Genomic DNA, 26,557 nt, shown 5'->3' with positions numbered 1-26,557 from the left:
CCCGACGCACCGAATTCGGCCGAAGTGGCCGACTCCCCGGCGCCCCGGGGTTACCGTCCCACCACGGGAAGTACCAGCCCGTCCCTCGGAGGAGAGACACCATGACCGCTCACCCCGCCTGGAAGAAGTCCTCGTACTGCCTCGAGGGCGACGCCTGCGTCTACGTGGCGGCGGCCCCCGGCCACCTGGTCCGGGTCGCCGACCGCGCCGACCCGGCCCACCTCATCCTGGCCACGACCCAGACGGCCTGGACGGACTTCCTGGAAGCGGTAAAGAAAACCGGCTGACGAACCCCCAACCCCGCCCCGCCGGCGCTTGAGGCGACCTTCAAGCCGCGCCGGCGCTTGAGGCGACCGGGGTCCGGGGCAGAGCCCGGCTCCTCCAGCCGCGCCGGCGTTTGAGGCGACCGGGGTCCGGGGCGGAGCCCCGCTCTTCCAGCCCCGCCGGCGTTTGAGGCGACCCGGGTCCGGGGCGGAGCCCCAGGATACGGAGAAAGGGCGGGGCGGGGAGAAGCTCCGCGCAGCGGCACCCGGAGACCCGGGCCCCGGAACCCGGCACCGCCAGGCACGCCCCCCGCCGCGCCGGTAAGGCCACGGTCAGGGGATTTTGTCCGATTAGCGCGTATCTTCGGCGCATGCCCACGCCATACGGATCCCGCGGCGGCATGGCGTTCAGCGCCGCCGAACTGCGCGTGCTCAGGCGCACCCTCGCCGCCGCCCTCCAGTCCTCCACGGCCCCCCTGACGGCCGCAGAGGTCCAGGACTGCCTGCACCTGGCCCAGTCCGTGGACGACGCCGCCCAGGAGGCGGCACGGCTCAGAGCGTTCCTCCTCGCCGACCTCGCCCGCTACCGCAGCGCCCTGCCCGGCAGCCTCGCCGGCTACCTGGAGCTGTTCCAGGACGCCCTGGCCGCCGGCTACGAGCCCGCGCCCGACGACCTCGCGGCGCTGCGCGCCCTGCGTGCGAACCCGGTCGCGGCGGCGCTGCTGGAGCGGGCCCAGGCCCTGGCGGAACGCTCACTCAGACGCCGTTTGGCAGCCGGCCGCGTGGGCGCAGGCACTGCCCGGCCGGCGACCTGCCCCCCGGCCCCCCGCACCCGCCTGCTGGCCCTGCCCGGCGGCCGCGAGGAGCCCCGCCCGGGCCTCCTCGGCCTCCCCCGCCACCCGGGCGGCCGCATCCCCGCGACGGCGTCGGCGGCCGCCGCCCCCGAGCGCCGCCCGACCCCGGGCCCCACCGGCCCGACTCCGGGCCGCACTCCCTCCCCGAAGCAGCCCCCGGCCCCGGCCCCGACCCCAAAGCCGGGCCCGGCACCCTCCCGCCCCGTCCCGACCCCCGGCGAGGTGTTCCCGCCGCGCCGCAAGCCGGCTCCGCCCCCGGCGGCAGGGCTGGCGGCCGGGTAGCTACGCTGTGGGCATGGACTACGTTTCCGCGCTCGTTCCCCCCGTCGTGATGGCCGCGTTCTTCATCGGCCTCGTGGTGACGATCGTGAAGAGCCAGGGCGGTGCCAACAAGGCCAAGGAGGACGCGGCGGTCGACGCCGTGCTCTCCAGCGCCGAGGCCACCCGGCAGAGCACGCCCCGCTCGTAGTACGACGGGGCAATGCCCGACGGGCGTGCGGCTTTCGAGCCGTACGCCCGATTTTTGTTGCGCGTTGCCGGGCGATGAGCCGGGCAATTCGGCACAACCGGCACTATCGTGCTGTTTGTGCCTCGCCCCTTGGGAGAACTCGAAGACGCCGTCATGACGAGGGTGTGGCAGTGGAACCGCCCGGTCACGGTTCGGGAAGTCCTGGAAGACCTCCAGCAGGAACGGTCCATCGCCTACACCACGGTCATGACGGTTATGGACAATCTCCATCAGAAGGGCTGGGTCCGCCGGGAAGCCGAAGGCCGGGCCTATCGATATACGGCGGTCTCCACCCGAGCCGCCTACTCGGCCGCACTGATGAACGAAGCCTGGTCGACGAGCGACAACCCCGCGGCCGCCCTCGTGGCCTTCTTCGGCATGATGTCCGCGGAACAGCGCGAAGCCCTTCGCGACGCCATCCGCATCGTCCAGCACGACGACGAGTCATCACCCGACTCCGCACCGTCCACGGAAGCCGCCGGGGAAGGCACTCCAGAAGCCACTGCAGAAGCCTCGCAAGCCGCTTCCCCCGAAGCCGCCCCGGAAGCCCCTTCCGGGACCCTTCCCCCGGAAGGGGACTCCGCCGGGCGCCGGCCCGGACCGGGGCGATAGCGTCCGGGCATGGCCGAGATTTCCGCTGCACCTGCAAAAACGGTGACCATCCGCCGTGCCCGTACCGGTGATGTTCGCGAGCTCCGCCGACTGCTCGACCAGTACGTGCAGCAGCGGATCCTCCTCGACAAAGCCCCCGTGACCCTTTACGAGGACATCCAGGAGTTCTGGGTCGCGGAACGGGTCTCCGACGGCCAGGTGGTGGGCTGCGGAGCTCTCCACGTGATGTGGGAAGACCTCGCCGAAGTCCGTACTCTCGCCGTCGACCGCGAGTTGAAGGGCGCGGGAGTCGGCCATCAGCTCCTGCGCCAGTTGTTGGCCACCGCCCGCGAGCTCGGGGTCCGCAGGGTTTTCTGCCTGACCTTCGAAGTGGACTTCTTCGCCAAGCACGGCTTCGTCGAGATCGGCGAGACCCCGGTCGAGACCGATGTGTACATGGAGCTCCTGCGTTCCTATGACGAGGGCGTCGCCGAGTTCCTCGGTCTCGAACGAGTGAAGCCGAACACCTTGGGCAACAGCCGGATGCTTCTGCACCTCTGAACGATCACGGCGGCTTTTCCCGGGCTCCACGCACCTGTGGCCTATGTCCGAATCGCGTACGTTTCCCTCCTCGTTGCGGTCCTGAACCTCTCCCGGGGGGTTTGTGTTTTCCAGGCAAAAGCGGTTTCCTTTCCGCGTACTGCTTTTCGATGAAAGGAAATCCGGTGGCACAGAAGGTTCAGGTCCTTCTTGTCGACGACCTCGACGGTGGCGAGGCGGACGAGACCGTGACGTTCGCTCTGGATGGCAAGACCTACGAGATCGACCTCACCACCGCCAACGCGGAAAAGCTCCGTGGTCTGCTCGAGCCGTACACCAAGGGCGGCCGCCGCACCGGTGGCCGTGCCGCCGCGGGCCGTGCCAAGGGCCGCGCCACTGCGAGCTCCGGCAACCCGGACACCGCAGAGATCCGCGCGTGGGCCAAGGCTCAGGGGATGAACGTCAACGACCGCGGGCGCGTCCCGGCGGAGATCCGCGAGGCCTACGAGAACGCCAAGGGCTGACCCCCCAGGGGCGTACGCCGCCGAAGGCGCGCCCGGTGGCACTCGGTGGCCGCCGCCGCGACCAGGCGTACGAGATCGGGCCCGACGGCCTCCCGTCGGGACCCGCCGCCCTGCCCGAAGCCGGGCAGGGCGGGCAGCAGTGCCTCGCACCCCGGCTCGGGGGGTCGCAGCCACACGGCGGCCCCCCGGGGACTTTCCTGCAGGTCCTCCCGGCCGGGAGGGGCCGGGGCCGTGATCCGGCCGCCCTCGCCGACGGCCGTGAGGTCCAGGGCGACCCCGCCCCACTCGAGCCAGTCGAGCAGCCCCGGCAGCTCCTCCGCGCTCCCCGCGGCCACCAGGAACCGCATCCTGCGCCCCATGACCGCCACCGGACCCGTGGCGACGCGCCGGCGCATCAGGGCCGTGCCCGCGTCGGCCGGCAGCTCGAACACGTCGAACCGCGTCCCCGTGACCAGCTGCGGCGGCGGACCGCCCGCAACGGTCCAGCCGAGCACCTCCTCGTACCAGGACGCGTACGGACCTCCCGGCCCCCCGGAACCGGATCCCTCGACGGGGACGCGGGGCGAGGGGAACACGACGGTGTCGGTGGCTGCCATGTCGGGAGCAACTCGGAACGGACCCTCGAGTTACGCAGTGCACCCGCATCATTGCGGAACGTAAACGTCCGTCGAGGTGGAGTCCCACATTCGGGACGGAATCGTGTTCGCCCGTAGCGGAGGGAGGCGGTGCCGACGGCATGGACTGTCACTGCTTACGGGTAAGACATTCCTAGTGGATCGGGGCGACACGCTGATTTGAGCTGCTCCCGTTCGCCATCGGCGTACACCTGTGACGGGTATCTGCCTGGCCTGCGGGAACATCGTCTCGCACCATCGGGTTGGAGCAGTTGTCGGCTGTTGAAGCCGGTTTTCCCCACGGACATGGGGGTGAGCCGCGGACGGATGTCGGCAGTTGGAATGAGCTGTCCCGCCCCGCGGGACTAGCATGCGGAAGGACAGGGCGGGGACCGACCCCGAACTGCCCGACCGCTCTGAGGAGCGAATAACGATGTTCGAGAGGTTCACCGACCGCGCGCGGCGGGTTGTCGTCCTGGCTCAGGAAGAAGCCCGGATGCTCAACCACAACTACATCGGCACCGAGCACATCCTCCTGGGCTTGATCCACGAGGGTGAGGGTGTCGCCGCTAAGGCCCTGGAGAGCCTCGGGATTTCGCTCGAGGCTGTTCGCCAGCAGGTCGAGGAGATCATCGGCCAGGGCCAGCAGGCCCCGTCCGGGCACATCCCCTTCACCCCGCGGGCGAAGAAGGTCCTGGAGCTTTCGCTCCGAGAGGCCCTCCAGCTCGGCCACAACTACATCGGCACCGAGCACATCCTTCTCGGCCTGATCCGCGAGGGCGAGGGCGTCGCCGCCCAGGTCCTGGTGAAGCTGGGCGCCGATCTCAACCGGGTCCGTCAGCAGGTCATCCAGCTGCTCTCGGGCTACTCCGGCGGAGGCAAGGAGTCGGCCACGGCAGGCGGCCCGGCCGAGGGCACCCCCTCGACCTCGCTCGTCCTGGACCAGTTCGGCCGCAACCTCACCCAGGCGGCCCGCGAATCCAAGCTCGACCCGGTCATCGGGCGCGAGAAGGAGATCGAGCGGGTCATGCAGGTGCTGTCCCGCCGTACCAAGAACAACCCGGTCCTCATCGGCGAGCCCGGCGTCGGCAAGACCGCCGTCGTCGAAGGCCTGGCCCAGGCCATCGTCAAGGGCGAGGTGCCCGAGACCCTCAAGGACAAGCACCTCTACACCCTCGACCTGGGCGCGCTCGTCGCCGGTTCCCGCTACCGCGGTGACTTCGAGGAGCGGCTGAAGAAGGTCCTCAAGGAGATCCGCACCCGCGGCGACATCATCCTGTTCATCGACGAGCTCCACACGCTGGTCGGTGCGGGTGCCGCGGAAGGCGCCATCGACGCGGCCTCGATCCTGAAGCCGATGCTGGCCCGCGGTGAGCTCCAGACCATCGGTGCCACCACGCTGGACGAGTACCGCAAGCACCTGGAGAAGGACGCGGCCCTGGAGCGCCGCTTCCAGCCGATCCAGGTCGCCGAGCCCTCGCTCCCGCACACCATCGAGATCCTCAAGGGCCTGCGCGACCGCTACGAGGCCCACCACCGCGTCTCCATCACGGACGAGGCCCTCGTGCAGGCGGCCACCCTGGCCGACCGGTACATCTCGGACCGCTTCCTGCCGGACAAGGCGATCGACCTGATCGACGAGGCCGGCTCCCGGATGCGCATCCGCCGGATGACCGCGCCGCCGGACCTCCGCGAGTTCGACGAGAAGATCGCGGGCGTCCGCCGCGACAAGGAGTCGGCCATCGACTCCCAGGACTTCGAGAAGGCGGCTTCCCTCCGCGACAAGGAGAAGCAGCTGCTGGCGGCGAAGGCCAAGCGCGAGAAGGAATGGAAGGCCGGCGACATGGACGTCGTCGCCGAGGTCGACGGCGAGCTCATCGCCGAGGTCCTCGCGACCGCGACCGGCATCCCGGTCTTCAAGCTGACCGAGGAGGAGTCCAGCCGACTGCTCCGCATGGAGGACGAGCTGCACAAGCGCGTCATCGGTCAGAAGGACGCCATCAAGGCCCTTTCCCAGGCCATCCGCCGTACGCGGGCCGGTCTGAAGGACCCGAAGCGCCCCGGTGGCTCGTTCATCTTCGCCGGCCCGTCCGGTGTCGGTAAGACCGAGCTCTCCAAGACGCTCGCCGAATTCCTCTTCGGCGACGAGGACGCGCTGATCTCCCTCGACATGTCGGAGTTCAGCGAGAAGCACACGGTTTCCCGCCTCTTCGGTTCGCCCCCCGGCTACGTGGGCTACGAAGAGGGCGGCCAGCTCACCGAGAAGGTGCGCCGCAAGCCGTTCTCCGTCGTCCTCTTCGACGAGGTCGAGAAGGCCCACCCGGATATCTTCAATTCCCTTCTCCAGATCCTGGAGGACGGTCGCCTGACCGACTCCCAGGGCCGGGTCGTGGACTTCAAGAACACGGTCATCATCATGACGACCAACCTGGGTACCCGGGACATCTCGAAGGGCTTCAACCTGGGCTTCGCCGCCCAGGGCGACGTCAAGACCGGCTACGAGCGGATGAAGGCCAAGGTCAACGAAGAGCTCAAGCAGCACTTCCGGCCGGAGTTCCTCAACCGCGTCGACGACACGGTCGTCTTCCACCAGCTGTCGCAGGACGACATCATCCAGATCGTCGACCTGATGATCGCCAAGGTCGACGAGCGCCTGAAGGACCGCGACATGGGCATCGAGCTGAGCGGCGACGCCAAGCTCCTGCTCGCCAAGCGGGGCTACGACCCGATCCTGGGCGCCCGCCCGCTGCGCCGGACCATCCAGCGCGAGATCGAGGACATCCTGTCGGAGAAGATCCTCTTCGGCGAGCTGCGCCCCGGTCACATCGTGGTCGTCGGCAAGGAGGGTGAGGGCGAAGAGGCCAAGTTCACCTTCCGCGGCGAGGAGAAGTCGGCCCTGCCGGACCTCCCGCCGATCGAGGCCTCGGGCTCGGGCCCGGACCTGAGCAAGGGTGCGTAAGGCATGGCCGGCTTAGCCGGCGAGGCAAGGGGCGGCCCCGGAACCATCTGGTTCCGGGGCCGCCCCTTTTTTTGCGTGGGTCGGTCGCGGGGGCTGGGGCGCAGCCGTCCCGCCACAGGAGGAGGGGGAGAGGGAGGGGAGGGCGGTGACAAGCCGCACAGGGCAAAACGGACCTCCTATGGGATTTCGTAGATGTGATGTCCCTATTGTCCGTTTTGGGGGGTCGGGGGGTGGGGGTGGGGGGTGCTCGTTGTGCCTGGTACCGGTGTGGGAGTGGGGTGGTCAACCGGATGCGTCACACCGTGGTGGGCTACGAGCGCCGGTAGTAAAAGGGAGGTTTGGGGATGGGCGGGGGCACGGGTTACCAAGGTTGGGCAAGCCCGGCATTCGCTCTCCAACGTGCCGGGTGGCTTCTTGCCCGAGACCGGCGCACGAGGCCCACAGCGCCCCAGTCCCCGGCCTCGGAGGTCCGTTCATGTCCGCGAAGCGCGTCACCGTCCGCACCCGCCGCACCCGTATCGCCATCGGCGCCACCGCCCTCGGCGCCGCCCTGGCTCTCGGAGCCGGGACGACCGCCGCCTTCGCCGACGAGGCCCCCCAGACCGTCCTGACCGGCACCGCCGAGCTGGTCGCCGCGCAGGCCGCCGCTCAGGCGTCCGCGGCGCAGGCCGCTGCCGCGCAGGCCGCCGCCAAGGCCGCCGCCGTGACGTGGCAGAAGCCGGTCGCCGTGTACACGCTGTCGGCGACGTTCGGCAAGGGCGGCACCCTGTGGTCCCACAAGCACTCGGGCCAGGACTTCGCCTGCCCCGTCGGCACCCCGGTCAAGGCCGTGCACGACGGCGTCGTCGTCAAGGCCGGCCCCAACGGTGCGGGTGACGGCCCGGCGTACGGCAACGCCATCGTGATCAAGCACGCGGACAACACGTACTCGCAGTACGCGCACCTGTCGAAGATCAAGGTCTCGATCGGCCAGAAGGTCGACAAGGGCGCCCTGATCGGGCTGTCCGGCAACACCGGCAACTCGACCGGCCCCCACCTGCACTTCGAGATCCGGACCACCCCGAACTACGGCTCGGCCGTGAACCCGGTGACCTTCCTCCGGGCGGCCGGGGTCACCATCTGATCTGTTCCGTTGATCTGATCTGTTCCGGCTGGGATGGTTCGTGTTTGCCCGACAGGGGCGTGGCTCTTCAGCCACGCCCCTGTCGGCTTGGAGCACCTAGAACAGCAGCCATGCCCCCGTCGGCTTCGTCGACGGGTCGACCTTGCCCGACTTGAGGGCGTCGATCTGGGCGGGGGAGAGGGCCACGTCGTAGGTGTGGATGGTGTCCATGGCACCGCTCCACGCGGCGGTCCACTTGTCCTCGTGGCGGGAGCGGGCCAGCTGGAGCGGGCCCTGCGCCTGGTAGATGCCGGAGACCGCGGTCTCGCCGGCCTTCTTGCCGTTCACGTACAGCGCGATGAGCTTGCGCTCGGCGTCGTACGTCGCCGTCAGCTCCGCGAACGTCTTCTCCATCTTGGGGCTCTCGCCGCTGACGACCTGCGTCGTCGCATCGGCGCCCTGGTCGCCGGTCTGGACGCGGAAGATCCAGGCCGGCTTCCCGTTCACCTGGTCCAGGCCCAGTTCGAACGAGAACGACTTCTCGTTGCCCTGGCTGACGGCGATCTGCCGGCCCTTGGGGGAGCGGTTCCAGACGCGGGCCGAGACGGTGAAGCTCTTGGACGTGTCGACCACGCGCTTCTCGGATTCGGCGTACGAGTTCTCGCTGCCCTTGGTCCGGATCTCGAAGCGCTTGTCGATGGGGAACACCCCGGCGTCGGCGCCCATCTTCAGCGGCGCCTTGCCGGCGCGGTCGCGGATCTGGGTCGGGTCGTCCTTGACGGTCGGGGTGTTGTCGACCGGGGCCTTGCTCTTGGAGCCACTGGGGGAGGGCGACGCGGGCGTGGAGGCGGGGGCGGAAGGCTTGTTGTTCGTCGCCTCGTTCTCGTCGCCGTCCTCGCCGCCCAGGAGGAAGAACGTTCCGCCTGCGGCGAGCAGCGCCAGGACCGTCACGCCGCCGCCGATCATCCACAGCTTCTTCTTGCGCCGCTCGGCCGCCGAGCGGTCGGCCATGGCCTCCCAGTCGGGCTGGTCGGATACGGGCGGGGGCGGCAGGAAGGCGCCGGGGGGCTGGTTTCCGGGCAGGCCGGGGGCCCCGGGAGCCCCGGGGGGACCGGGCTGCATCGGGGTGTCCTGGACCGGGAGGCCCGCCGGGGGCCACTGGGCCGGGGGGACGTTGGGGTTCTGCTGGAAGGGGGCGGGGGGCGCGGGCGGGGTGCCGGGGCCCGGGGCGGGGGTGCCGGGGGCGGGAGCGCCGGGGCCCGGGGCGGCGGGAGCGCCCGGGGCGGGAGCGCCCGGGGTGCCGGGGGCCGGGGCGCCCTGCTGGTACGGGTTCGGCTGGCCCGGCTGCGGGTAGCCGTAGCCCGGCTGCGCGGGGGCGCCGGGTGCGGGGTTGCCGGGTGCGCCGGGCGGGGGCGGGGTCGGGGCGGGGCCGAAGGCGCCGCCCGGGGCGGGGGGGCCGGGGTAGCCGTAGCCGCCGGGTGCCGGCGGGACCGGCGGGAACCCGTAGCCGCCGTTCCCCGGGGCGGGCTCGGGCTGCGGGCTGGTCGGGGGATTCTTACCGTCGGTCATGTCACGGATGCTAAAACACCGGACCGCACAGCCGTACGGGCCGGTGCCGATCCGTGATCCTCGCCGGGCGGGATCGGGAGGTGTACGGGGGCGTCCCGGCCGCCCATTGTCCTTTCGGTGCGGGCCGGCGCGTCAAGGGCGCTCCTTCGTCGCGTCGCTTCGCGATGGCCTTCGGCCACCCTTGACCCGCCGTCCCACCCCGAAATGCCAAAGAGCTGACGGGAAGCCCCCGAAGGATGGCCAGGGGGTCGTGTGTCCTCTTGGCCTTGTCCGAGATGCCGGGCCTTGGTTCGGGGCGCCTTCGATCGCTGCGTGGGCGTCCTGGGTTGGCGGCCTCGGGTCGGTATTCGGTCCGGTCGCCGTTCCTTGTGCGGTCTGACGGCTCACGTGGGGATCTGGATGATCGGGAAGCTGCCCGTCGTCGTCGGGGCGTGTTCCGGGAGCCAGAGGACGGCCACGGCGCCCGCCGAGGCGGGTTCGCGGTCCGGGCCGGGTGGGGCCGCCACGTTGCGGAACGTCAGGCGGGCGCCCAGGACGCGGGCTTGGCCTTCGGCGATGGTGAGGCCGAGGCCGTGGCCGACTCCGGCGCGGTCGGTGGAGCCCGTACGGAAGCGGCTCGGGCCCTCGCGGAGCAGGGCTTCGGGGAAGCCGGGGCCGTGGTCGCGGACGCGGACGACGCGGCCCTCGATGTCGACCTGGACCGGGGGGTGGCCGTAGCGGGCGGCGTTGGCCAGGAGGTTGCCCAGGATGCGTTCGAGGCGGCGGGGGTCGGTGCTGACGATTTCGTCGGCGACGACGCGGACGGAGGCTTCGGGCATGAGGGCTGCCACGCGGCGGCTGACGAATTCGCCCAGGGCCACGTCCTGGAGTTCGGCCCGTTCCGATGCGCCGTCCAGGCGGGCCACTTCGAGGACGTCCTCGACCAGGACGCGCATGGCCTGGGCGCGGTCGCGGACCAGTTCGGTGGGACGGCCGGGAGGGAGGAGTTCGGCGGCGGTCAGCAGGCCCGTGACGGGGGTGCGCAGTTCGTGGGCGATGTCGGCGGTGACGCGGCGTTCGGCTTCCAGGCGTTGCTGGAGGGCGTCGGCCATGGCGTCCACGGCGCGCGCGAGGTCGTCGGTTTCGTCGCGGACGACGCCGCCGACGGCGTCGCGGACGCGGACGTCCGGGTCGCCGTGCGCGACGCGTTGGGCGGCGGCGGCCGCTTTGCGCAGGCGGCGGGAGATCTGGCCGCCGATCAGGACGCCGAAGGCCGCGCCCGTGACGACGGCCGAGAGCGAGCCCACCACGAGGGCGCGGTCCAGGTCGCGCATCAGTTTGGCGCTGTCCTTGAACGTGGTGTGGAGGGAGAGGACCTGGCCGTTGCCGAGGGGGACCGCCGCCCAGACTTCGGGGAGGCCTTTGGGGGATTCCTGGATGTAGGTGCCCCGGCGGCCTGATTTGGCCTTTTCGCGAAGGTCGGTGGGGAGGTCGGGGTCGTTCAGCTTGGCGCCCATGGGCGGTCTGCGGCCGGCCTCGACGTTGCGGGAGATGAACTGCACCCGGTCGAGCTGCACCTCGCGGGCGCTGTCCAGCATCGACGTGCGGGCACCGCTGTGCACGACCAGGCTCAGGGCGACGACGACGAGCGCGGCGACGGAGGCGATGGCCGTGGCGATCTTCCAGCGGATGCCCGTGCGGAAGGTGAAGCGTCTCATCCCTTGAGCTTGTATCCGAAGCCCCGGACCGTTTCGATGCGGTCCTGTCCGATCTTGGTGCGCAGGCGCTGCACGTGGACGTCTACGACGCGGGTGTCGCCGCCCCAGTCGTAGTCCCAGACGCGTTCCAGGAGGCGGTCGCGGGAGAGGACCGTGTTGGGGGCGGAGGAGAACTCGAGGAGCAGGCGCATTTCCGTGGGGGTGAGGGCCACCGGGGCGCCCGACTTGCGGACCTCCATGCCTTCCGTGTCGACTTCGAGGTCGCCGAAGGTGAGGGTGCCCCGTTCCGTGGTGTCGTCGGTGGGGTTGTCCGTGTTGTTGCCCGCGTGGCCGAAGCGGCGCAGGACCGCGCGGATGCGGGCCACCAGGACGGAGCCGTCGAAGGGCTTGGTGACGTAGTCGTCCGCACCGGCCTCGAGGCCGAGGACGACGTCGATGGAGTCGGCGCGGGCCGAGAGCATGATGACCGGGACGGTCGACTCGTCGCGGATGCGGCGGCACAGGCTCACGCCGTCCATGCCGGGGACCATCACGTCGAGCAGGGCGATGTCGGGCCGGTCGGCCCGGAAGGACTCCAGGCCGGAGAGGCCGTCGGGCATGGCGGTGACCTCGAACCCGTCGCGCTCCAGCGCCAGGGTCGTGGCCTCGCGGATGACGTCGTCGTCCTCCACGAACAGGACATGGGTCATGCGCAGGCCTCAGTTCTTCGGGCTGATCGCCGGTGCGGGCTGGGCCCCGCCGTCGATGTTGCTGTAGTCGGTGTGCACGCGGTCCTGTTCGGCGAACTTCTCGCCGTTCCAGTGGTAGGTGATCACGTCCTCGCCGGACGGGTAGGCGAGCGCGTCGCTCTTGCCGTAGACCGGCTTGGTGAGCACCAGGTCGCCCCGGTCGATCTCCGCGTAGACGGGCGGCTGCTCGTCCGAGAAGACATTCTCGTACTTGTTGTTCATGGAGCGGTACACGTACGAGCCGCGTCCCAGTGCGTCGGCGCAGGACAGGACGTTGACGACGATGTCCGTGACGGTGTTGTCCGTCAGCTTTCCGTAGCTGACGTCCACCGGGTACTCCTTGCCCGAGCAGGGCTTGAGGTCCCTTTTGACCTCGGGGCCCACCTTCGGGTCCGCCATGAGGAGGGCGATCGGGTCGACCTTCTTGTACGGGCGGCTCTGGGTGGGGGAGGGCGGCGGGGTGCTCGCCCCGCCCGTTTTCGCCACCGCTTCCGTGCGGGCCGGGCCGCCGTCGCGCAGGCCCGTGCCGGTGGTCGAGCAGCCGGCCGCGAACAGCACAGTGCCGACGAGGACGACCGTCCCCGCCGACATCAATACCAGCGGACCTTTGCCGCTCAATCTTTGGCCTTTCAGGCCGCGCACCGCTCACGCCCCTCGTACCTGGTGGTGTGCTCACCGCGCTCCAGCGCGCGCATGTCCAGGTCCCGGCTCTCCAGTTCCTGCCGGAGGCGGGCCAGCGCGCGGTGCAGGGTGCTCTTCACGGTACCGGTAGACATGCCGAGAGCGGCAGCGGTCTCCTCCGTGCTCATCTGCTCCCAGTGCCGCAGGACCACCACGCTGCGCTGCTTGGGCGCGAGCACCTTGAGGATGTCCATCAGCAGGGCGCGGTCGGCGCGCTGCTCGGTGCCGTCCTCGACGGAGGCGTCCGGGAGCTGCTCGGTGGGGACTTCCTCGAGCTTGCGGGCGCGCCACCACTCCGTACGGGTGTTGATCATGACGCGGCGCAGGTAGGCGTCGGCGAGGGCCTTGTCGGCGATGCCGTCCCAGCGGCCGTAGGTGCGCACCAGGGCGGTCTGGAGGAGGTCCTGGGCGTCGGTGGGGTCCGGGACCAGGCGCCGGGCGCTGCGCAGCAGCGCGTCCTGCCGGCTGCGTACGTACTCCTCGAATCCGAGTACCTCGCCGTGCGCCATCTCTGACCGCCTCCCGTTCCGTACCGCTGCTGCCCGACGGGACGACGGTACGGAGGCGTTGTCACGAGCCTGTGCGGGCCAGCCTGCGGTGGGCGCACGGACACCCATAGGTTGTGTAACAACGCCCGTGAGCTGCGGTTTCGGGACGAGGAAGCGGAATGGATCAGTCAGCTCGGGGGCGGTGCTGCGGCAGGCGGTAGTTCCCGCCGGAGAGGGGCTCCACCAGCCCGTCGGACACCAGGCCGTCCAGGGCCCGGGCGCGCTGGACGGGTTCGTCCCAGACGGTGTCGAGCACGGCCTGCGGAACCGGTCCGACCGCCTCGCGGAGCACGGCCAGCAGCTTGCCGCGGACCTGCCGGTCGGTGCCGGCGTACGTCTGGCCGCGGCGCGGCGGGCCGTCGTGCGCGGGCCTGCCCGCCAGCCGCCACGCGCACAGCGAGGCAACCGGGCAGCGCGTGCAGTCCGGGTTCTTGGCCGTGCACACCAGCGCCCCGAGCTCCATCGAGGCCGCCGCCCAGCGGGCGGCGGTCGTGTCGTCCTCGGGCAGCAGGGCCTTGGCCAGGCGCCGCTCGGCGGCCGTCGTGGCGTTGGGCGGGTACTCGACCCCGGTCGTGGTCCGCGCGAAGACGCGGCGGACGTTGGTGTCGAGCACCGCGTGCCGCTGCCCGTACGCAAACGAGGCCACCGCGGCCGCCGTGTACTCGCCGATCCCGGGCAGCGCCAGCAGCTGCGCGTGCTCGCGCGGTACGTCGCCCCCGTGCCGCTCCGTTATCGCGACGGCCGCGCCGTGCAGGCGCAGCGCCCGCCGCGGGTAGCCGAGCCGCCCCCAGGCGCGTACGGCCTCACCGGGCGCCTCGGCCGCCAGGTCGGCGGGCCGGGGCCAGCGGGCGAGCCACTGCTCGTACACGGGCAGGACCCGGCTCACGGGCGTCTGCTGGAGCATGAACTCGCTGACCATGACGCCCCAGGGCCCGGCCTCGGGGCGGCGCCAGGGCAGGTCGCGGGCGTGCTCCTCGAACCAGGCGATGACCGGGGAGTGCAGCGCGTGGGAGACGGCGGCCGCGGCCTCGGCGGCCTCGATGGGCTCGGTCGTCTCGGGGGTCTCGTGGGATGTCCGGGATGCAGTCATGACACAGGAATCCTGGCACGTTTCAGGCCCGGCGCGCGGAGCCCGCCCCGGTGAACCACCGTGCCGCCCGGTTGTCGCTCGCCCGCATGGCGCCGGTGATCGTACTGATCGGACCGGCCAGGGCGAGGACGGCGAGCGCGGCGGTGAGGCCGCCGGTCAGCAGGCCGATGCCCACGTCGTGCGGGTAGTGCACGCCGACGAAGACCCGGGAGTACGCCATCAGCAGCGCCACCGGCACCGTCAGCAGCGCCAGCCGGCGCACCGCGAGGGCCAGGGCGACGGCCGCGGCGCCCGCGATCGCGGAGTGGTTGCTCGGGAAGGACCAGTCGCCGGGCGGCGGGCACGGCACGAGCGAGGCAGCGGCCCGGGCGACCGCGCGGCACGGACGCTCCTCCTCCACAAAGGACTTCACCACCTCCGAGACCACGTACCCGAGGGCCGTGGCGAGCGGGGCGAGGACGGCCAGGGCGAGGGGGCGCGGGCCGCGGCGGCCGCGGGCCCGCCACCACACGGCTACGAACAGCAGCCCGAACAGCAGGAGGCCGTACTCGGTCCACGACTCGAACGCCGACTGAACCCAGCCGGGCGCCTCGTGGGCGGAATCGGTGATGTCGCGGTAAAGACCGGAAGAATCCATGGTCACCGACCGTACTCAACGGGGCGGCGGCCCCGTGCGGGACCCCTGGCCGAATCTCGTCGGTCCGCTCCCGCCACCCAAGATGATCATCGGCAAAACGCGCCGGTTGCGCGGCATGTGGGGCACGGAACGGGCCGCCGGTTCTCGTAGAGTTCCGTCCGTGGGATCTATGCGCAATCCGGTCGGGCCGCTCCCCTCCTCCATCTACTGGCGACGGAGGGCCGTGCTGGCTTCCGTCGTCGCGCTCATCGCGCTTCTCGCCGTATGGGCCGTCAGTTCCGGTGGGGGCACGTCGAGTACGAACGGAAAGGGCCAGAAGGGACCCGACCCCGCCGCCTCGATCACCCCCGGACCCTCCGGCAGCGGCCCGGCGATCAGTCAAGCCCCGGGCGGACGCGGCGATTCGGGCGCAGCGGCCGGCAAGAACGGTGATCCGGGCGCCGGTTCCGGTTCGGGCGGGAGCGCGGGCTTCGGTTCTGCCGCGGGCGCCGGGGGCGGCAGCGCCTCGGGCGGCAGCGGGGCCGGCGGCGCGGGCTCGGCGGGCGGCGCGCTCCCGATTCCCGCGGACTCCCCGCTGCCCACCTGCTCCACGAGCGGGCTGCAGTGGGAGGTCAAGAGCGTCAAGAACGAGTACGAGGCCAACGAGAAGCCCCGGCTGGAACTGATCGCCCGCAACGTCTCCGGCACCACCTGCAAGGTCGACCTCGGCCCGAAGCAGGCCGTGCTGACCATCCTCCAGGCCACCGGCAACAAGGCGGTGTGGTCCTCGGCGGACTGCCCCGCGGGCGCCGGCAGCGCCTTCTTCCGCGTCCCCGCGCAGGGCGAGACGAAGCAGTCCCTGGAGTGGGACCGCAGGTTCAGTGCTCCCGACCAGTGCCAGACGCCCCCGGCGGGCACCGCCGCCCCCGACACCTACGTGGTGGAGGTCAAGTCCCCCGGCATGCCGGTGGCACGGACCTCCTTCGTGCTGAAGCACGACTAGGGACACGGCCACCGCAACGGCGAGGGCCCGGGCGCGCTGGTGCGCCCGGGCCCTCGGCTCGTCTGCGGGGTGCTTTTCTCAGACGTAGCGTTCCAGGATCGAGGACTCCGCCAGCCGCGACAGGCCCTCGCGGACGCTGCGGGCGCGGGCCTCGCCGACCCCGTCCACCGTCTGCAGGTCGTCCACGCCGGCCGCCAGCAGCTTCTGCAGCCCGCCGAAGTGCTCCACCAGCCGCTCGATGATCGCCCCCGGCAGCCGCGGCACCTTCGCCAGCAGCCGGTAGCCGCGCGGGGACACCGCCGAGTCCAGGGTCTCCGGAGAGCCCGTGTACCCCAGCGCCTTCGCCACGATGCCCAGCTCCAGCAGCTCCGCGTGCGACAGGGCGTCCAGCGCGGGCAGCGCCTCGTCCACCGTCCGCGACCGCTTCGCCGTCGGCTCCGGCACGTAGTCCCGGATCACGAGCTCGCGCTCCTGCTCGATCCCGACCGTCAGCTCGTCCAGCTGCAGCGACAGCAGCCTGCCGTCCGTGCCCAGTTCGACCACGTACTCCGCGATTTCCGTGGCAATCCGGCGAACCATTTCCAGCCGCTGCGCGACCGCCGTCACGTCGCGCACCGTGACCAGATCCTCGATCTCCAGCGCAGACAGCGTGCCCGCGACCTCGTCGAGCCGCAGCTTGTACCGCTCCAGCGTGGCCAGCGCCTGGTTCGCCCGGGACAGGATCGCGCCCGACTCCTCCAGGACGCGGCGCTCCCCGTTCACGTACAGGGCGATCAGCCGCATCGACTGCGAGACGGACACGACCGGGAAGCCGCACTGCTTGGACACCCGGTCCGCGGTGCGGTGCCGGGTGCCGGTCTCCTCCGTCGGGATCGACGCGTCCGGCACCAGCTGCACGCCGGCCCGCAGGATCTTGGTGAGGTCCTTGTCGAGGATGAGGGCGCCGTCGAGCTTGCACAGCTCGCGCAGCCGGGTCGCGGTGAACTCGACATCCAGGACGAAACCACCCGTGCACATCGCCTCGACGGTCTTGTCCATCCCGAGGACGATGAGGCCGCCGGTGTTGCCGCGGACGATCCTCTCCAGGCCGTCGCGCAGGGGCTGACCAGGTGCGACCGCGCTCAGCGAGGCACGCATCATGGCCTCCTGCCTGGAGCTCGCGCCCGACTTCCCGGATGCTGCTGCCCCGTCCTTGGCTGCCACTGCACTCCTCCGGTCGCGGTTGCGCCGCCTGCACACGGCCGGGCGGACCAGCACAAAGTCTACCGGCGCGCGCTGCGCGCCCGCCGTGGCTTGGCCAGGTGCGCCCCCGGGGGCCCCTGCGCGGGGCCGTCCCGCGGCTCCTGCGGGGCTACTGCGGAGCCTCCTCGCGGGCCGTCGGGCGGGAGCGCCGCCGCGGCAGAACACGCAGGGCATCGCCCATGTCCGCGACCTCCGTGACCTTCATGCCGGGCGGCACCTTCCCCGGATCGACCGGCACCAGCGCGTGCGTGAAACCGAGCCGGTGCGCCTCCGCCAGCCGCCGCTGCACCCCGGTCACCCGGCGCACCTCGCCCGCGAGGCCGACCTCCCCGATCGCCACCAGGTTCTTCGGCAGCGGCACATCGCTCGCGGCCGACGCCAGGGCCAGCGCGATGGCCAGGTCCGCGGCCGGCTCGGTCAGCTTCACCCCGCCCACGGTGGCGCTGTAGATGTCGCGCTTGCCGAGCGCGGTGATCCGCCCGCGCTGCTCCAGCACCGCCAGCATCATCGACACCCGGGAGGTCTCCAGGCCCGAGGTGGTCCGCCGCGGCGAGGGGATCTGCGAATCCACCGTCAGCGCCTGCACCTCGGCGACCAGCGGCCGCTTGCCCTCCAGCGTCACCGTCAGACAGGTCCCCGGGACCGGCTCGGCGCGCCGGGTCAGGAACAGCCCGCTCGGGTCGGCGAGCCCGGTGATCCCCTCGTCGTGCAGCTCGAAGCAGCCCACCTCGTCGGTGGCCCCGTACCGGTTCTTGACACCGCGCACCAGGCGCAGCCGGGCGTGCCGGTCGCCCTCGAAGCTGAGCACCACGTCCACCAGGTGCTCCAGCAGCCTCGGGCCCGCGATGGCCCCGTCCTTGGTGACGTGCCCGACGAGCAGGGTGGCCATCCCGCGCTCCTTGGAGGCCCGGATCAGCGCCCCGGCCACCTCCCGCACCTGTGCCATGCCGCCGGGGGCGCCGTCGATCTCCGGCGAGGCCACGGTCTGTACGGAGTCCAGGACCAGCAGGGAGGGCTTCACGGCGTCGAGGTGCCCGAGGACCGCCGACAGATCGGTCTCCGCAGCCAGGTACAGGTGGTCGCTGAGCGCGTTGATCCGGTCGGCCCGCAGCCGCACCTGGCTCGCCGACTCCTCGCCCGTCACGTACAGCGTGCGGTGGTCGCCGCTCGCGGCCTTCGCCGCCACGTCCAGCAGCAGCGTCGACTTGCCGACGCCCGGCTCGCCCGCCAGCAGCACCACCGCGCCGGGCACGAGGCCGCCGCCCAGGACCCGGTCCAGCTCGTCGACACCCGTGCTGCGGGCGGTCGCCGTGCGGCCGTCGACCTGGGCGATGGGGAGCGCGGCGGTGGAGACGCGCCCGGCCGCGGTGGTCCGCACGGCGGGCGCGCCCATCTCCTCGACGGTGCCCCAGGCCTGGCACTCGGGGCACCGCCCGAGCCATTTCGCGGTCGTCCAGCCGCACTCGGAGCAGCGGTAGGAGGGCCGGTCCTTGGCGGACGATCGGGATGTACGGGCAGCCATGCCGACCACGGTATCGGGCCCCGCCGACAGTCCCGCCCGTGCGGCTGCCCAGCCGGCTGCCGACCGGCTCCGCACTCGGCTGCGTACTCGGCTGCGCACGCCACGCGTCAGGGCCGCGGTCAGCGCATGTTCGATCTCGTCACCCGTAAGGGCTAAAACAGCTCAAGGCTTCACGGCCGTCGCGGGACGGCGGCCTACCTTCGCCAGGGTGACCAGCCGCAACCAGGAAACCGCCGCCCGGCGCCCCGGCGCACAACGGGCGCACGGGCGCACGCCCCCCGAGGGACCCGAAGGACAGCAGCCGCCCCCCTTCCGGCACGAGCCGTACCTGGACGGCCTGTTCACCTACTGCCTGTCGGTCCTGTGCGACCACGACAGCGCCACCGACGTGCTGGCCGAGGTCCTCGCCGTCGCCGACCGCCACCCGGGCCGCTGCCCCGACGAGGGCGAACGGCGGGCCTGGCTGTACGCCCTCGCCCGCTGGGGCTGCCTGCGCCGGCTGACCGACCAGCGGCGCCTCCGCAAGGGGGCGCATTCCGCCCGGCGCACGCCCGCGCACACCGAAGCGGAACGGGCGCCGGAGGCACACCGCCCCCTTGACGTCAGCGCCTACCGCCGCACCGAGCTGGCCCGCCTCGCCTGGCCCGAGGCCGCCGGCACCACGCCCGAACAGCGCGAGGCCCTCGAACTCGCCGTCCGCCACCGGCTCGGCGTCCCCGAGCTCGCCGCCGTCCTCGGCACGCCCCCCGCCACCGCCCGCGAACTCCTCGCCGGCGCCGCCTGCGAGGTCGAGCGCACCCGCGCCGCCCTCGCCGTCGTCGAGACCGGCGGCTGCCCCTCGGTCTCCCGGCTCACCGCCGGCGACGGACAGGTCCTGCTCTCCACCACCCTGCGCGCCGAACTCGTCCGGCACGTCGACGACTGCCCCCGATGTCGCCGCGTCGCCGAACGCGTCGACGCCGCCGCACCCTGGCCCGGCTCCTGCGGCGTCGACGCGGCCCTCCCCTTGGTCCAAGCCCCCCGCACCGCCGTCCACGCCGCCATGCAGCGCACCGGCCGCGGCCGCCGCCCCGCCCCGCGCTTCGACCGCACCGGCTTCCCGCTGGACCCCAGGGACCGCGCCGCCCGCCGCGACCGACTGCGCGCCCGGGCCGTGACCACCACCGTCGTCGCCACCGTCGTCGCCGCCCCCGTCCTGGCCCTGTGGGCCGCGTACCGGGGAGCGCCCAGCACCGGCGAGCCCGGCACCGACGGAGCCCGGATCTCCGCCAGCGAGTCCGAGCTGCCGCTGCCGCACACCGGCGGCCGCCCGATGAGGACCTTCGAGAACGCCGGCAGCACCGCCCACGCCACCGGCGCCCCCGGCTTCCCCACCGGCCGCGCCGCGCCCCCCGCCGACGTCTCCGTCGAGGTGATCAGCGCCGGCCCGCCGGCCGCGCCCGACCGACCCGGCGGACCCGGCGCCCCCGGCCGCCTCACCGTCGCCGCCACCTCGTACGGGAACACCACCACCCTCACCCTCACCGCCTCGGGCGGGGCCCCCGTGGACTGGCGGCTGTGGTCCGACGCCCCCTGGCTGCGCGCCGACCGCACGGCCGGCACCCTCGCCCCCGGCGCATCGCTCACCGTGCGCATCGCCGTCGACCCCGACGAGGAGCCCGTCGGCGCCTGGACGGCCCGCGTCGGCGTGGACCCGGCCGGAGCGGTGATCGCCATCCGCGGCCGCGGCCGCCCCGCGCCCACGCCCACCCCGACCCCGCCGACGCAGTCCCCGCAGCCGACGCCGACCCCGACCCCGCCGACGCAGTCTCCGCAGCCGACCCCCACGCCCACCGGGACCCCGACCCCCACGGAGCCCCCGGCGCCGACGCCCACCCCGACACCGACCGCATCCGAAGGAACGGCTTCCGCACCCCCGGACGGCACCGCCTCCGCCACCCCCTAGGTGCGCCGCGGCCACGACATGCGCATCGGGATCACCGCGGCCACCCTGGAGGGGTCGGGACCACCGAGGCCGAGGAGGCCGAGATGAGCATGCTGGACAAGCTCAAGCACATGCTGAAGGGCCACGAGTCCCAGGCGGACCAGGCCATCGACAAGGGCGGTGACATGGTCGACGAGAAGACCCAGAGCAAGTACCAGACCCAGGTCGACATGGCCCAGGAGAAGCTCCGCCACCAGTTCGGCACCGGCCACCCGCAGGACCGCGAGAACCCGCCCCAGCCGTAGCCGACCCTTCCGGGCGCCCCCTCAGACCAGCACGGCCCGGCCGCAGCCCCAGAGGGCCGGCCGGGCCGCGCGCAGCCCGGAGCCGGGTCAGCGCCGGTGGACCTACACCGGGTCCGCGGGGTGCGGGGCCATCGGCAGCAGGGAGGCCAGCCGGGCCTCGCAGTGCTTCACCAGCTCCGCGTACCCCTCCTTGCCCATCAGCTCCGTCAGCTCCGCCCGGTACGACACGTACACCGGCTCCCCGGCCCCGTGCGCCGAGGTCGCCGACGTGCACCACCAGTGCAGGTCGTGCCCGCCCGGCCCCCAGCCGCGCCGGTCGTACTCCCCGATCGACACCTGGAGCACCCGCGTGTCGTCCGGCCGGTCGATCCACTCGTACGTACGCCGGATCGGCAGCTGCCAGCAGACGTCCGGCTTGGTCTCCAGCGGCTCGCGCCCCTCGCGCAGCGCCAGGATGTGCAGCGAGCAGCCGGCACCGGCCGGGAAGCCGGGCCGGTTCAGGAAGATGCAGGCCCCCTCGTAGCGGCGTGTCTGCCGCTCGCCGTCCTCGTCCTTCTGCACCCACCCCGACGCGGTGCCCACGTCGTGGAACTGCCACAGCTCCGGCGACAGCCGCGCCACGTGCTCGGCGACCCGCTTCTCGTCGTCCTCGTCGGAGAAGTGCGCGCCCAGCGTGCAGCAGCCGTCGTCCGCCCGCCCGGCCTGGATGCCCTGGCAGCCGCTCCCGAAGATGCACGTCCAGCGCGAGGTCAGCCACGTCAGGTCGCAGCGGAAGACCTGCTCGGCGTCGGCGGGGTCGGGGAACTCCACCCAGGCCCGGGCGAAGTCGAGCCCCTTCTCGTCACCGGCGACTGCGGCCACGGCACCCGCGGCATCCGCGGCGGCCTTGGCCTTCTTGGTGTTCTTGGACTTGTTGGCCTTCTTCATATTTGGCACAAACCCAAGCCTAAGCGCCCCTTACGCCACCCATACTCCTGCCGCACAGTAGCGTTTCCTCGTATGAGACTCGGTGTCCTTGACGTGGGTTCCAACACGATCCACCTCCTCGTGGTGGACGCGCACCCCGGTGCGCGCCCGCTGCCCGCGCACTCCCACAAAGTGGAACTGCGCCTCGCGCAGCTGCTCGACGAGCACGGAGCGGTCACCCCCGAGGGCATAGAGCGCCTCCTCGCGGTGATCGCCGGCGCCGTGCAGGCCGCCGAGGACAAGGGCTGCGAGGACGTCCTTCCCTTCGCGACCAGCGCCGTGCGCGAGGCCACCAACGCCGACGAGGTCCTGGCCCGGGTCAAGGCCGAGACCGGCGTCGACCTGCCCATCCTCAGCGGCGAGGACGAGGCCCGGCTGACCTTCCTGGCCGCCCGCCGCTGGTTCGGCTGGTCCGCGGGCAAGCTGCTCGTCCTCGACATCGGCGGCGGCTCCCTGGAGATCGCGTACGGCATCGACGAGGACCCGGACGCAGCCGTCTCCCTCCCGCTGGGCGCCGGCCGCCTCACCTCGGGCTGGCTCCCCGGCGACCCGCCGGACCCGGCCGACGTGCGCGCGCTGCGCCGCCACGCCCGCGCCCAGATCGCCCGCACGGTCGGCGAGTTCGCCCGCTTCGGGGCGCCGGACCACGTCGTCGCCACCTCCAAGACGTTCAAGCAGCTGGCCCGCATAGCGGGCGCCGCCCGCTCCGCCGACGGGCTCTACGTCCAGCGCGACCTCAACCGCAAGGACCTGGAGGAGTGGGTGCCGCGGCTCGCGGCGATGACGACCGCCCAGCGCTCCGCCCTGCCCGGCGTCTCCGAGGGGCGCGCCGCCCAGCTGCTGGCCGGCGCGCTGGTCGCCGAGGGCGCGATGGACCTGTTCGGCGTGGAGACGCTGGAGATCTGTCCGTGGGCCCTGCGCGAGGGCGTCATCCTGCGCCGCCTGGACCACCTGCCCAATGACACCCACCTCGCGACCTGACGCCCGGCGCGGCGCTCGTTCCGGCAGCCGGTCCGACGCCCGGTCCGACGCCCGGACGCCGGGGGAGAGCGCCGGGCCCGGAGCCGGCCCGGCAGGCCATCGGTACCCTGTCCCCGTGGCAGAACCAGTCCGCATCCCGACCGCGAAAGTCGCCCTCTCCACCGCCTCCGTCTACCCGGAGTCGACGGCGACCGCCTTCGAGATCGCCGCACGCCTCGGCTACGACGGCGTCGAGGTCATGGTCTGGACGGACCCGGTCAGCCAGGACGTCGACGCCCTGCGCCGCCTCTCCGACACCCACGGCATCCCGGTCCTCGCCGTCCACGCCCCCTGCCTGCTGATCACCCAGCGCGTCTGGTCCACCGACCCGTGGACCAAGCTCCAGCGCGCCCGGGCGGCCGCCGAACGGCTCGGCGCGAGCACCGTCGTCGTCCACCCGCCCTTTCGCTGGCAGCGCCAGTACGCCCGGGACTTCGTCACCGGCATCTGGCGGATGGCCGAGGAGACCGACGTCCGCTTCGCCGTGGAGAACATGTACCCCTGGCGCTACCGCGACCGCGAGATGCTCGCGTACGCCCCCGAATGGGACGTCACGAAGGACGACTACCGCCACTTCACGGTCGACCTCTCCCACACCGCGACCGCCCGCACCGACGCCACCGCCATGGTCGACCGCATGGGCGACCGCCTCGCCCACGTCCACCTCGCCGACGGCAACGGCTCCGCCAAGGACGAGCACCTCGTCCCCGGCCGCGGCACCCAGCCCTGCGCCGAGCTGCTGGAACGCCTCGCCGTGAACGGCTTCACCGGGCACGTCGTGATCGAGGTCAACACCCGCCGCGCCATGTCGTCGGCGGAGCGCGAGGCCGACCTCGCCGAGGCCCTGGCCTTCACCCGCCTCCACCTGGCCGCGGCCTCCGCCTCCCGTACGACCCCGGCCCGCCGCCCGTGACCGAGCCCGCCGCCGAGCCGCCGCAGCCCGAGGACTCCCCGCCGCCCCGGGCTTCCGAGCCGCCCCAGCCCCCCAAGCCCGTCCGCCGCCGCCGCGGCCCCGGCCGGCCCCGCCAGGACGAGGCCGACGACGGCCCCGGCACCCAGGAGCGCATCCGCCTCGCCGCCCGCTCCGAGTTCGCCGCGCGCGGCTACGACAAGACCTCCGTCCGCGGCATCGCCAAAGCCGCCGGCGTCGACCCGGCCCTGGTCCACCACTACTTCGGCAGCAAGGACGAGCTCTTCGCCACCGCGATCGAGCTCAGCATGGAGCCCGCCCTCGTCGTCCCCGCCGTCCTCGGCGAAGGCCCCGACGGCATCGGCGAACGCCTGGCCCGCTACTTCCTGGGCATCTGGGAGAACCCCGTCACCCGGGCACCGCTCCTCGCCGTGATCCGCTCGGCCCTCACCCACGAGGCCGCCGCCAAGGTGCTGCGCGGGCTGGTCCTGCGCCACGTCCTCGAGCGGGTCGCCGCCGACCTCGACGTCCCCGAGCCCACCTTCCGGGCCGAGCTGGCCGCCTCGCACATGGTCGGCATCGCGATCCTGCGGTACGTGGTCCAGGTCGAGCCCCTCGCCTCCGCCGACCCGGAGGAGATCGTCGCCTTGGTGGCCCCCACCCTGCAGCGCTACCTGACCGAAGACTGACCCTCCCGTCCCGACATCCGGACGAGCTGTCCGTATCCCGGGCCGGGGGCGTAGCCTCGTAACCGAGCCATATCCACAGTCGCGGCGGCGCACACACGCCACCGCACTCATGGGGAGTGAACCCGATGCCCGAGCTGAGGTCCCGCACTGTCACCCACGGCCGCAACATGGCGGGCGCCCGCGCCCTGATGCGCGCCTCGGGCGTAGCGAGCGAGGACATCGGCAAGCCGATCATCGCGGTCGCCAACTCCTTCACGGAGTTCGTCCCCGGCCACACCCACCTCGCCCCCGTCGGCCGGATCGTCTCCGACGCCATCCGCGCCGCCGGCGCGGTCCCGCGCGAGTTCAACACCATCGCGGTGGACGACGGCATCGCCATGGGTCACGCCGGCATGCTCTACTCCCTCCCCTCCCGCGACCTGATCGCGGACAGCGTCGAGTACATGGTCGAGGCCCACTGCGCCGACGCCCTGATCTGCATCTCCAACTGCGACAAGATCACCCCCGGCATGCTGATGGCCGCCATGCGCCTCAACATCCCGGTCGTCTTCGTCTCCGGTGGCCCCATGGAGGCCGGCCAGGCCACCCTCGTCGACGGCACCGTCCGCAAGCTCGACCTGATCGACGCCATGGTCGACGCGTCCAACGAGAACATCTCCGACGCGGACGTCCTGCGCATCGAGGAGAACGCCTGCCCGACCTGCGGCTCCTGTTCCGGCATGTTCACCGCCAACTCGATGAACTGCCTCGCCGAGGCCATCGGCCTGGCCCTGCCCGGCAACGGCTCCGTCCTCGCCACGCACACCGCCCGCCGCGCCCTGTACGAGGAGGCGGGTCGGACGGTCGTCGAGATCACCAAGCGCCACTACGAGCAGGACGACTACTCCGTCCTGCCCCGCAACATCGCCACCCGCCAGGCCTTCGAGAACGCCATGGCCCTGGACATCGCGATGGGCGGCTCGACCAACACGATCCTCCACCTGCTGGCCGCCGCCCAGGAAGCGGGCCTGGACTACGACCTCAAGGACATCGACGAGGTCTCGCGCCGCGTCCCCTGCCTGGCGAAGGTCGCCCCGAACGTCGCCCCCGGCGGCACGTACTACATGGAGGACGTGCACCGCGCCGGCGGCATCCCCGCCATCCTCGGCGAGCTCCACCGCGGCGGCCTGCTGAACAAGGACGTCACGACGGTCCACTCGGCCAACCTGGAGGACTGGCTCGGCACGTGGGACGCCCGCAGCGGCACCGCCTCCGCCGAAGCCATGGAACTGTGGCACGCCGCCCCCGGCTGCAAGCGCTCCGCCACCGCCTTCTCCCAGTCCGAGCGCTGGGAGTCCCTCGACCTCGACGCCGAGGGCGGCTGCATCCGCTCCGTCGAGCACGCGTACAGCAAGGACGGCGGCCTCGCCGTCCTCAAGGGCAACATCGCCGAAGACGGCTGCGTGGTGAAGACGGCCGGCGTGGACGAGTCCATCTGGACCTTCGAGGGCCCGGCGGTGGTCTGCGAATCGCAGGACGAGGCGGTGGAGAAGATCCTGACGAAGCAGGTCAAGCCCGGCGACGTGGTGGTCATCCGCTACGAGGGCCCGCGCGGCGGCCCCGGCATGCAGGAGATGCTCTACCCGACCTCCTTCCTCAAGGGCCGCGGCCTGGGCAAGACCTGCGCGCTGATCACCGACGGCCGCTTCTCCGGCGGCACCTCGGGGCTGTCCATCGGCCACGCCTCGCCGGAGGCGGCTTCGGGCGGCACCATCGCCCTGGTCGAGGACGGCGACCGGATCCGCATCGACATCCCGAACCGCTCGATCGAGCTCCTGGTCGACGAGGCCACGCTGGCGGCCCGGCGCGAGGCCCTTGGCGGCGTGTACGCCCCGAAGAACCGCGAGCGCCAGGTCTCGGCGGCCCTGCGTGCGTACGCCGCCATGGCAACCAGCGCCGACAAGGGCGCCGTCCGCGACGTCTCCAAGCTGGCCTAACGGGCCGTGCCCGGACCCCTGGGCTCCGCCCGACCACCCCGGGCGGAGCCCACGGCTACCCCGCGCTTTCGCAGCGGAGGTCCGGCAACTCCAGCCCCGCCGGCGTTTGAGGCGCG

26 protein-coding genes are annotated in these 26,557 nt (G+C 72.3%); 15 read left to right on the top strand and 11 right to left on the bottom strand.

Annotated features, from left to right (window positions below; translation table 11 throughout):
* The first annotated feature begins 101 nt into the window (after positions 1–101).
* From ABZ924_RS16320 to ABZ924_RS16295, 6 genes are all read left to right on the top strand, one after another.
* Positions 102–287 carry a DUF397 domain-containing protein gene (locus ABZ924_RS16320; protein ID WP_361909256.1) on the top strand — a complete coding sequence of 62 codons (186 nt, stop codon included), beginning with the start codon at positions 102–104 and terminating at the stop codon, positions 285–287.
* 347 nt (positions 288–634) lie between these two features.
* On the top strand, positions 635–1,399 hold the full coding sequence (locus tag ABZ924_RS16315; RefSeq protein WP_361909254.1) for a hypothetical protein: 765 nt from the start codon (positions 635–637) through the stop codon (positions 1,397–1,399).
* Positions 1,400–1,412: 13 nt separating this feature from the next.
* A complete protein-coding gene (locus ABZ924_RS16310; protein WP_361909251.1) occupies positions 1,413–1,586 on the top strand; it encodes a hypothetical protein in 174 nt (57 codons plus the stop codon).
* 117 nt (positions 1,587–1,703) lie between these two features.
* Positions 1,704–2,237, top strand: coding sequence for a BlaI/MecI/CopY family transcriptional regulator (locus ABZ924_RS16305; protein WP_361909403.1), 534 nt, complete (start codon positions 1,704–1,706; stop codon positions 2,235–2,237).
* A 9-nt stretch (positions 2,238–2,246) separates the two neighbouring features.
* Positions 2,247–2,777: an amino-acid N-acetyltransferase gene (locus ABZ924_RS16300; RefSeq protein ID WP_361909249.1), complete on the top strand. Its 531-nt coding sequence runs from the start codon at positions 2,247–2,249 to the stop codon at positions 2,775–2,777.
* Positions 2,778–2,941: 164 nt separating this feature from the next.
* Positions 2,942–3,280, top strand: coding sequence for an Lsr2 family protein (locus tag ABZ924_RS16295; RefSeq protein WP_361909246.1), 339 nt, complete (start codon positions 2,942–2,944; stop codon positions 3,278–3,280).
* On the opposite strand, the gene ABZ924_RS16290 is transcribed toward ABZ924_RS16295, so the two are convergent.
* Positions 3,259–3,876 (bottom strand): SCO3374 family protein, encoded by a 618-nt coding sequence (locus ABZ924_RS16290; RefSeq protein WP_361909243.1) that lies wholly within the window; start codon positions 3,874–3,876, stop codon positions 3,259–3,261. The two genes, ABZ924_RS16295 and ABZ924_RS16290, sit on opposite strands and share 22 nt — an antisense overlap.
* 451 nt (positions 3,877–4,327) lie before the next feature.
* Between ABZ924_RS16290 and ABZ924_RS16285 the strand changes: the two genes are divergently transcribed.
* Together ABZ924_RS16285 and ABZ924_RS16280 are read left to right on the top strand one after the other, a co-directional pair.
* Positions 4,328–6,853 (top strand): ATP-dependent Clp protease ATP-binding subunit, encoded by a 2,526-nt coding sequence (locus tag ABZ924_RS16285; protein ID WP_361909240.1) that lies wholly within the window; start codon positions 4,328–4,330, stop codon positions 6,851–6,853.
* Positions 6,854–7,328: 475 nt separating this feature from the next.
* A complete protein-coding gene (locus ABZ924_RS16280; RefSeq protein WP_361909237.1) occupies positions 7,329–7,976 on the top strand; it encodes a M23 family metallopeptidase in 648 nt (215 codons plus the stop codon).
* 96 nt (positions 7,977–8,072) lie between these two features.
* Here ABZ924_RS16280 and ABZ924_RS16275 read toward each other — a convergent pair whose 3' ends face one another.
* The 7 genes from ABZ924_RS16275 to ABZ924_RS16245 form a co-directional block, all read right to left on the bottom strand.
* Positions 8,073–9,524, bottom strand: coding sequence for a LamG-like jellyroll fold domain-containing protein (locus ABZ924_RS16275; RefSeq protein ID WP_361909234.1), 1,452 nt, complete (start codon positions 9,522–9,524; stop codon positions 8,073–8,075).
* Positions 9,525–9,907: 383 nt separating this feature from the next.
* Positions 9,908–11,221, bottom strand: a complete 1,314-nt coding sequence (gene cseC / locus ABZ924_RS16270) for a two-component system sensor histidine kinase CseC (protein ID WP_361909231.1) — start codon at positions 11,219–11,221, stop codon at positions 9,908–9,910.
* Entirely contained in the window at positions 11,218–11,910 is a 693-nt protein-coding gene (gene cseB, locus ABZ924_RS16265) for a two-component system response regulator CseB (RefSeq protein WP_361909228.1), read from the bottom strand. Before cseB ends, cseC begins: the two co-directional genes overlap by 4 nt.
* Positions 11,911–11,919: 9 nt before the next feature.
* Positions 11,920–12,540 carry a hypothetical protein gene (locus tag ABZ924_RS16260; protein WP_361909225.1) on the bottom strand — a complete coding sequence of 207 codons (621 nt, stop codon included), beginning with the start codon at positions 12,538–12,540 and terminating at the stop codon, positions 11,920–11,922.
* A 38-nt stretch (positions 12,541–12,578) separates the two neighbouring features.
* Positions 12,579–13,139, bottom strand: a complete 561-nt coding sequence (locus ABZ924_RS16255; protein WP_361909222.1) for a SigE family RNA polymerase sigma factor — start codon at positions 13,137–13,139, stop codon at positions 12,579–12,581.
* A 163-nt stretch (positions 13,140–13,302) separates the two neighbouring features.
* On the bottom strand, positions 13,303–14,268 hold the full coding sequence (locus ABZ924_RS16250; RefSeq protein ID WP_361909220.1) for an A/G-specific adenine glycosylase: 966 nt from the start codon (positions 14,266–14,268) through the stop codon (positions 13,303–13,305).
* Positions 14,269–14,290: 22 nt separating this feature from the next.
* On the bottom strand, positions 14,291–14,905 hold the full coding sequence (locus ABZ924_RS16245) for a phosphatase PAP2 family protein (protein WP_361909217.1): 615 nt from the start codon (positions 14,903–14,905) through the stop codon (positions 14,291–14,293).
* Between the two features lie 169 nt (positions 14,906–15,074).
* On the opposite strand from ABZ924_RS16245, the gene ABZ924_RS16240 reads away from it, so the two are divergent.
* The gene (locus tag ABZ924_RS16240) at positions 15,075–15,887 is read left to right on the top strand and encodes a hypothetical protein (RefSeq protein WP_361909400.1); all 813 of its coding nucleotides are present in this window, start codon (positions 15,075–15,077) and stop codon (positions 15,885–15,887) included.
* 78 nt (positions 15,888–15,965) lie between these two features.
* On the opposite strand, the gene disA is transcribed toward ABZ924_RS16240, so the two are convergent.
* A complete protein-coding gene (disA, locus tag ABZ924_RS16235; protein ID WP_361909214.1) occupies positions 15,966–17,090 on the bottom strand; it encodes a DNA integrity scanning diadenylate cyclase DisA in 1,125 nt (374 codons plus the stop codon).
* 148 nt (positions 17,091–17,238) lie between these two features.
* The gene (gene radA, locus ABZ924_RS16230; RefSeq protein ID WP_361909211.1) at positions 17,239–18,651 is read right to left on the bottom strand and encodes a DNA repair protein RadA; all 1,413 of its coding nucleotides are present in this window, start codon (positions 18,649–18,651) and stop codon (positions 17,239–17,241) included.
* A 208-nt stretch (positions 18,652–18,859) separates the two neighbouring features.
* Between radA and ABZ924_RS16225 the strand changes: the two genes are divergently transcribed.
* Positions 18,860–20,596, top strand: a complete 1,737-nt coding sequence (locus ABZ924_RS16225; protein WP_361909208.1) for a hypothetical protein — start codon at positions 18,860–18,862, stop codon at positions 20,594–20,596.
* 83 nt (positions 20,597–20,679) lie between these two features.
* Positions 20,680–20,880 carry an antitoxin gene (locus tag ABZ924_RS16220; protein WP_361909205.1) on the top strand — a complete coding sequence of 67 codons (201 nt, stop codon included), beginning with the start codon at positions 20,680–20,682 and terminating at the stop codon, positions 20,878–20,880.
* A gap of 102 nt (positions 20,881–20,982) precedes the next feature.
* On the opposite strand, the gene ABZ924_RS16215 is transcribed toward ABZ924_RS16220, so the two are convergent.
* Positions 20,983–21,816, bottom strand: coding sequence for a hypothetical protein (locus tag ABZ924_RS16215; protein ID WP_361909202.1), 834 nt, complete (start codon positions 21,814–21,816; stop codon positions 20,983–20,985).
* Positions 21,817–21,879: 63 nt separating this feature from the next.
* Between ABZ924_RS16215 and ABZ924_RS16210 the strand changes: the two genes are divergently transcribed.
* From ABZ924_RS16210 to ilvD, 4 genes are all read left to right on the top strand, one after another.
* On the top strand, positions 21,880–22,827 hold the full coding sequence (locus ABZ924_RS16210) for a Ppx/GppA phosphatase family protein (protein ID WP_361909199.1): 948 nt from the start codon (positions 21,880–21,882) through the stop codon (positions 22,825–22,827).
* Positions 22,828–22,942: 115 nt separating this feature from the next.
* Positions 22,943–23,779, top strand: a complete 837-nt coding sequence (locus tag ABZ924_RS16205) for a sugar phosphate isomerase/epimerase (protein ID WP_361909197.1) — start codon at positions 22,943–22,945, stop codon at positions 23,777–23,779.
* Complete coding sequence (locus ABZ924_RS16200; RefSeq protein ID WP_361909194.1) at positions 23,776–24,465, top strand: TetR family transcriptional regulator; 690 nt, start codon at positions 23,776–23,778, stop codon at positions 24,463–24,465. Before ABZ924_RS16205 ends, ABZ924_RS16200 begins: the two co-directional genes overlap by 4 nt.
* A gap of 125 nt (positions 24,466–24,590) precedes the next feature.
* Entirely contained in the window at positions 24,591–26,441 is a 1,851-nt protein-coding gene (ilvD, locus tag ABZ924_RS16195; protein WP_361909192.1) for a dihydroxy-acid dehydratase, read from the top strand.
* Positions 26,442–26,557 lie beyond the last annotated feature (116 nt).

It is taken from the genome of Streptomyces sp. NPDC046876, from assembly GCF_040645035.1.
Classification (GTDB): Bacteria; Actinomycetota; Actinomycetes; order Streptomycetales; family Streptomycetaceae; genus Streptomyces.
This window is presented reverse-complemented; position numbering and strand designations above follow the sequence as displayed.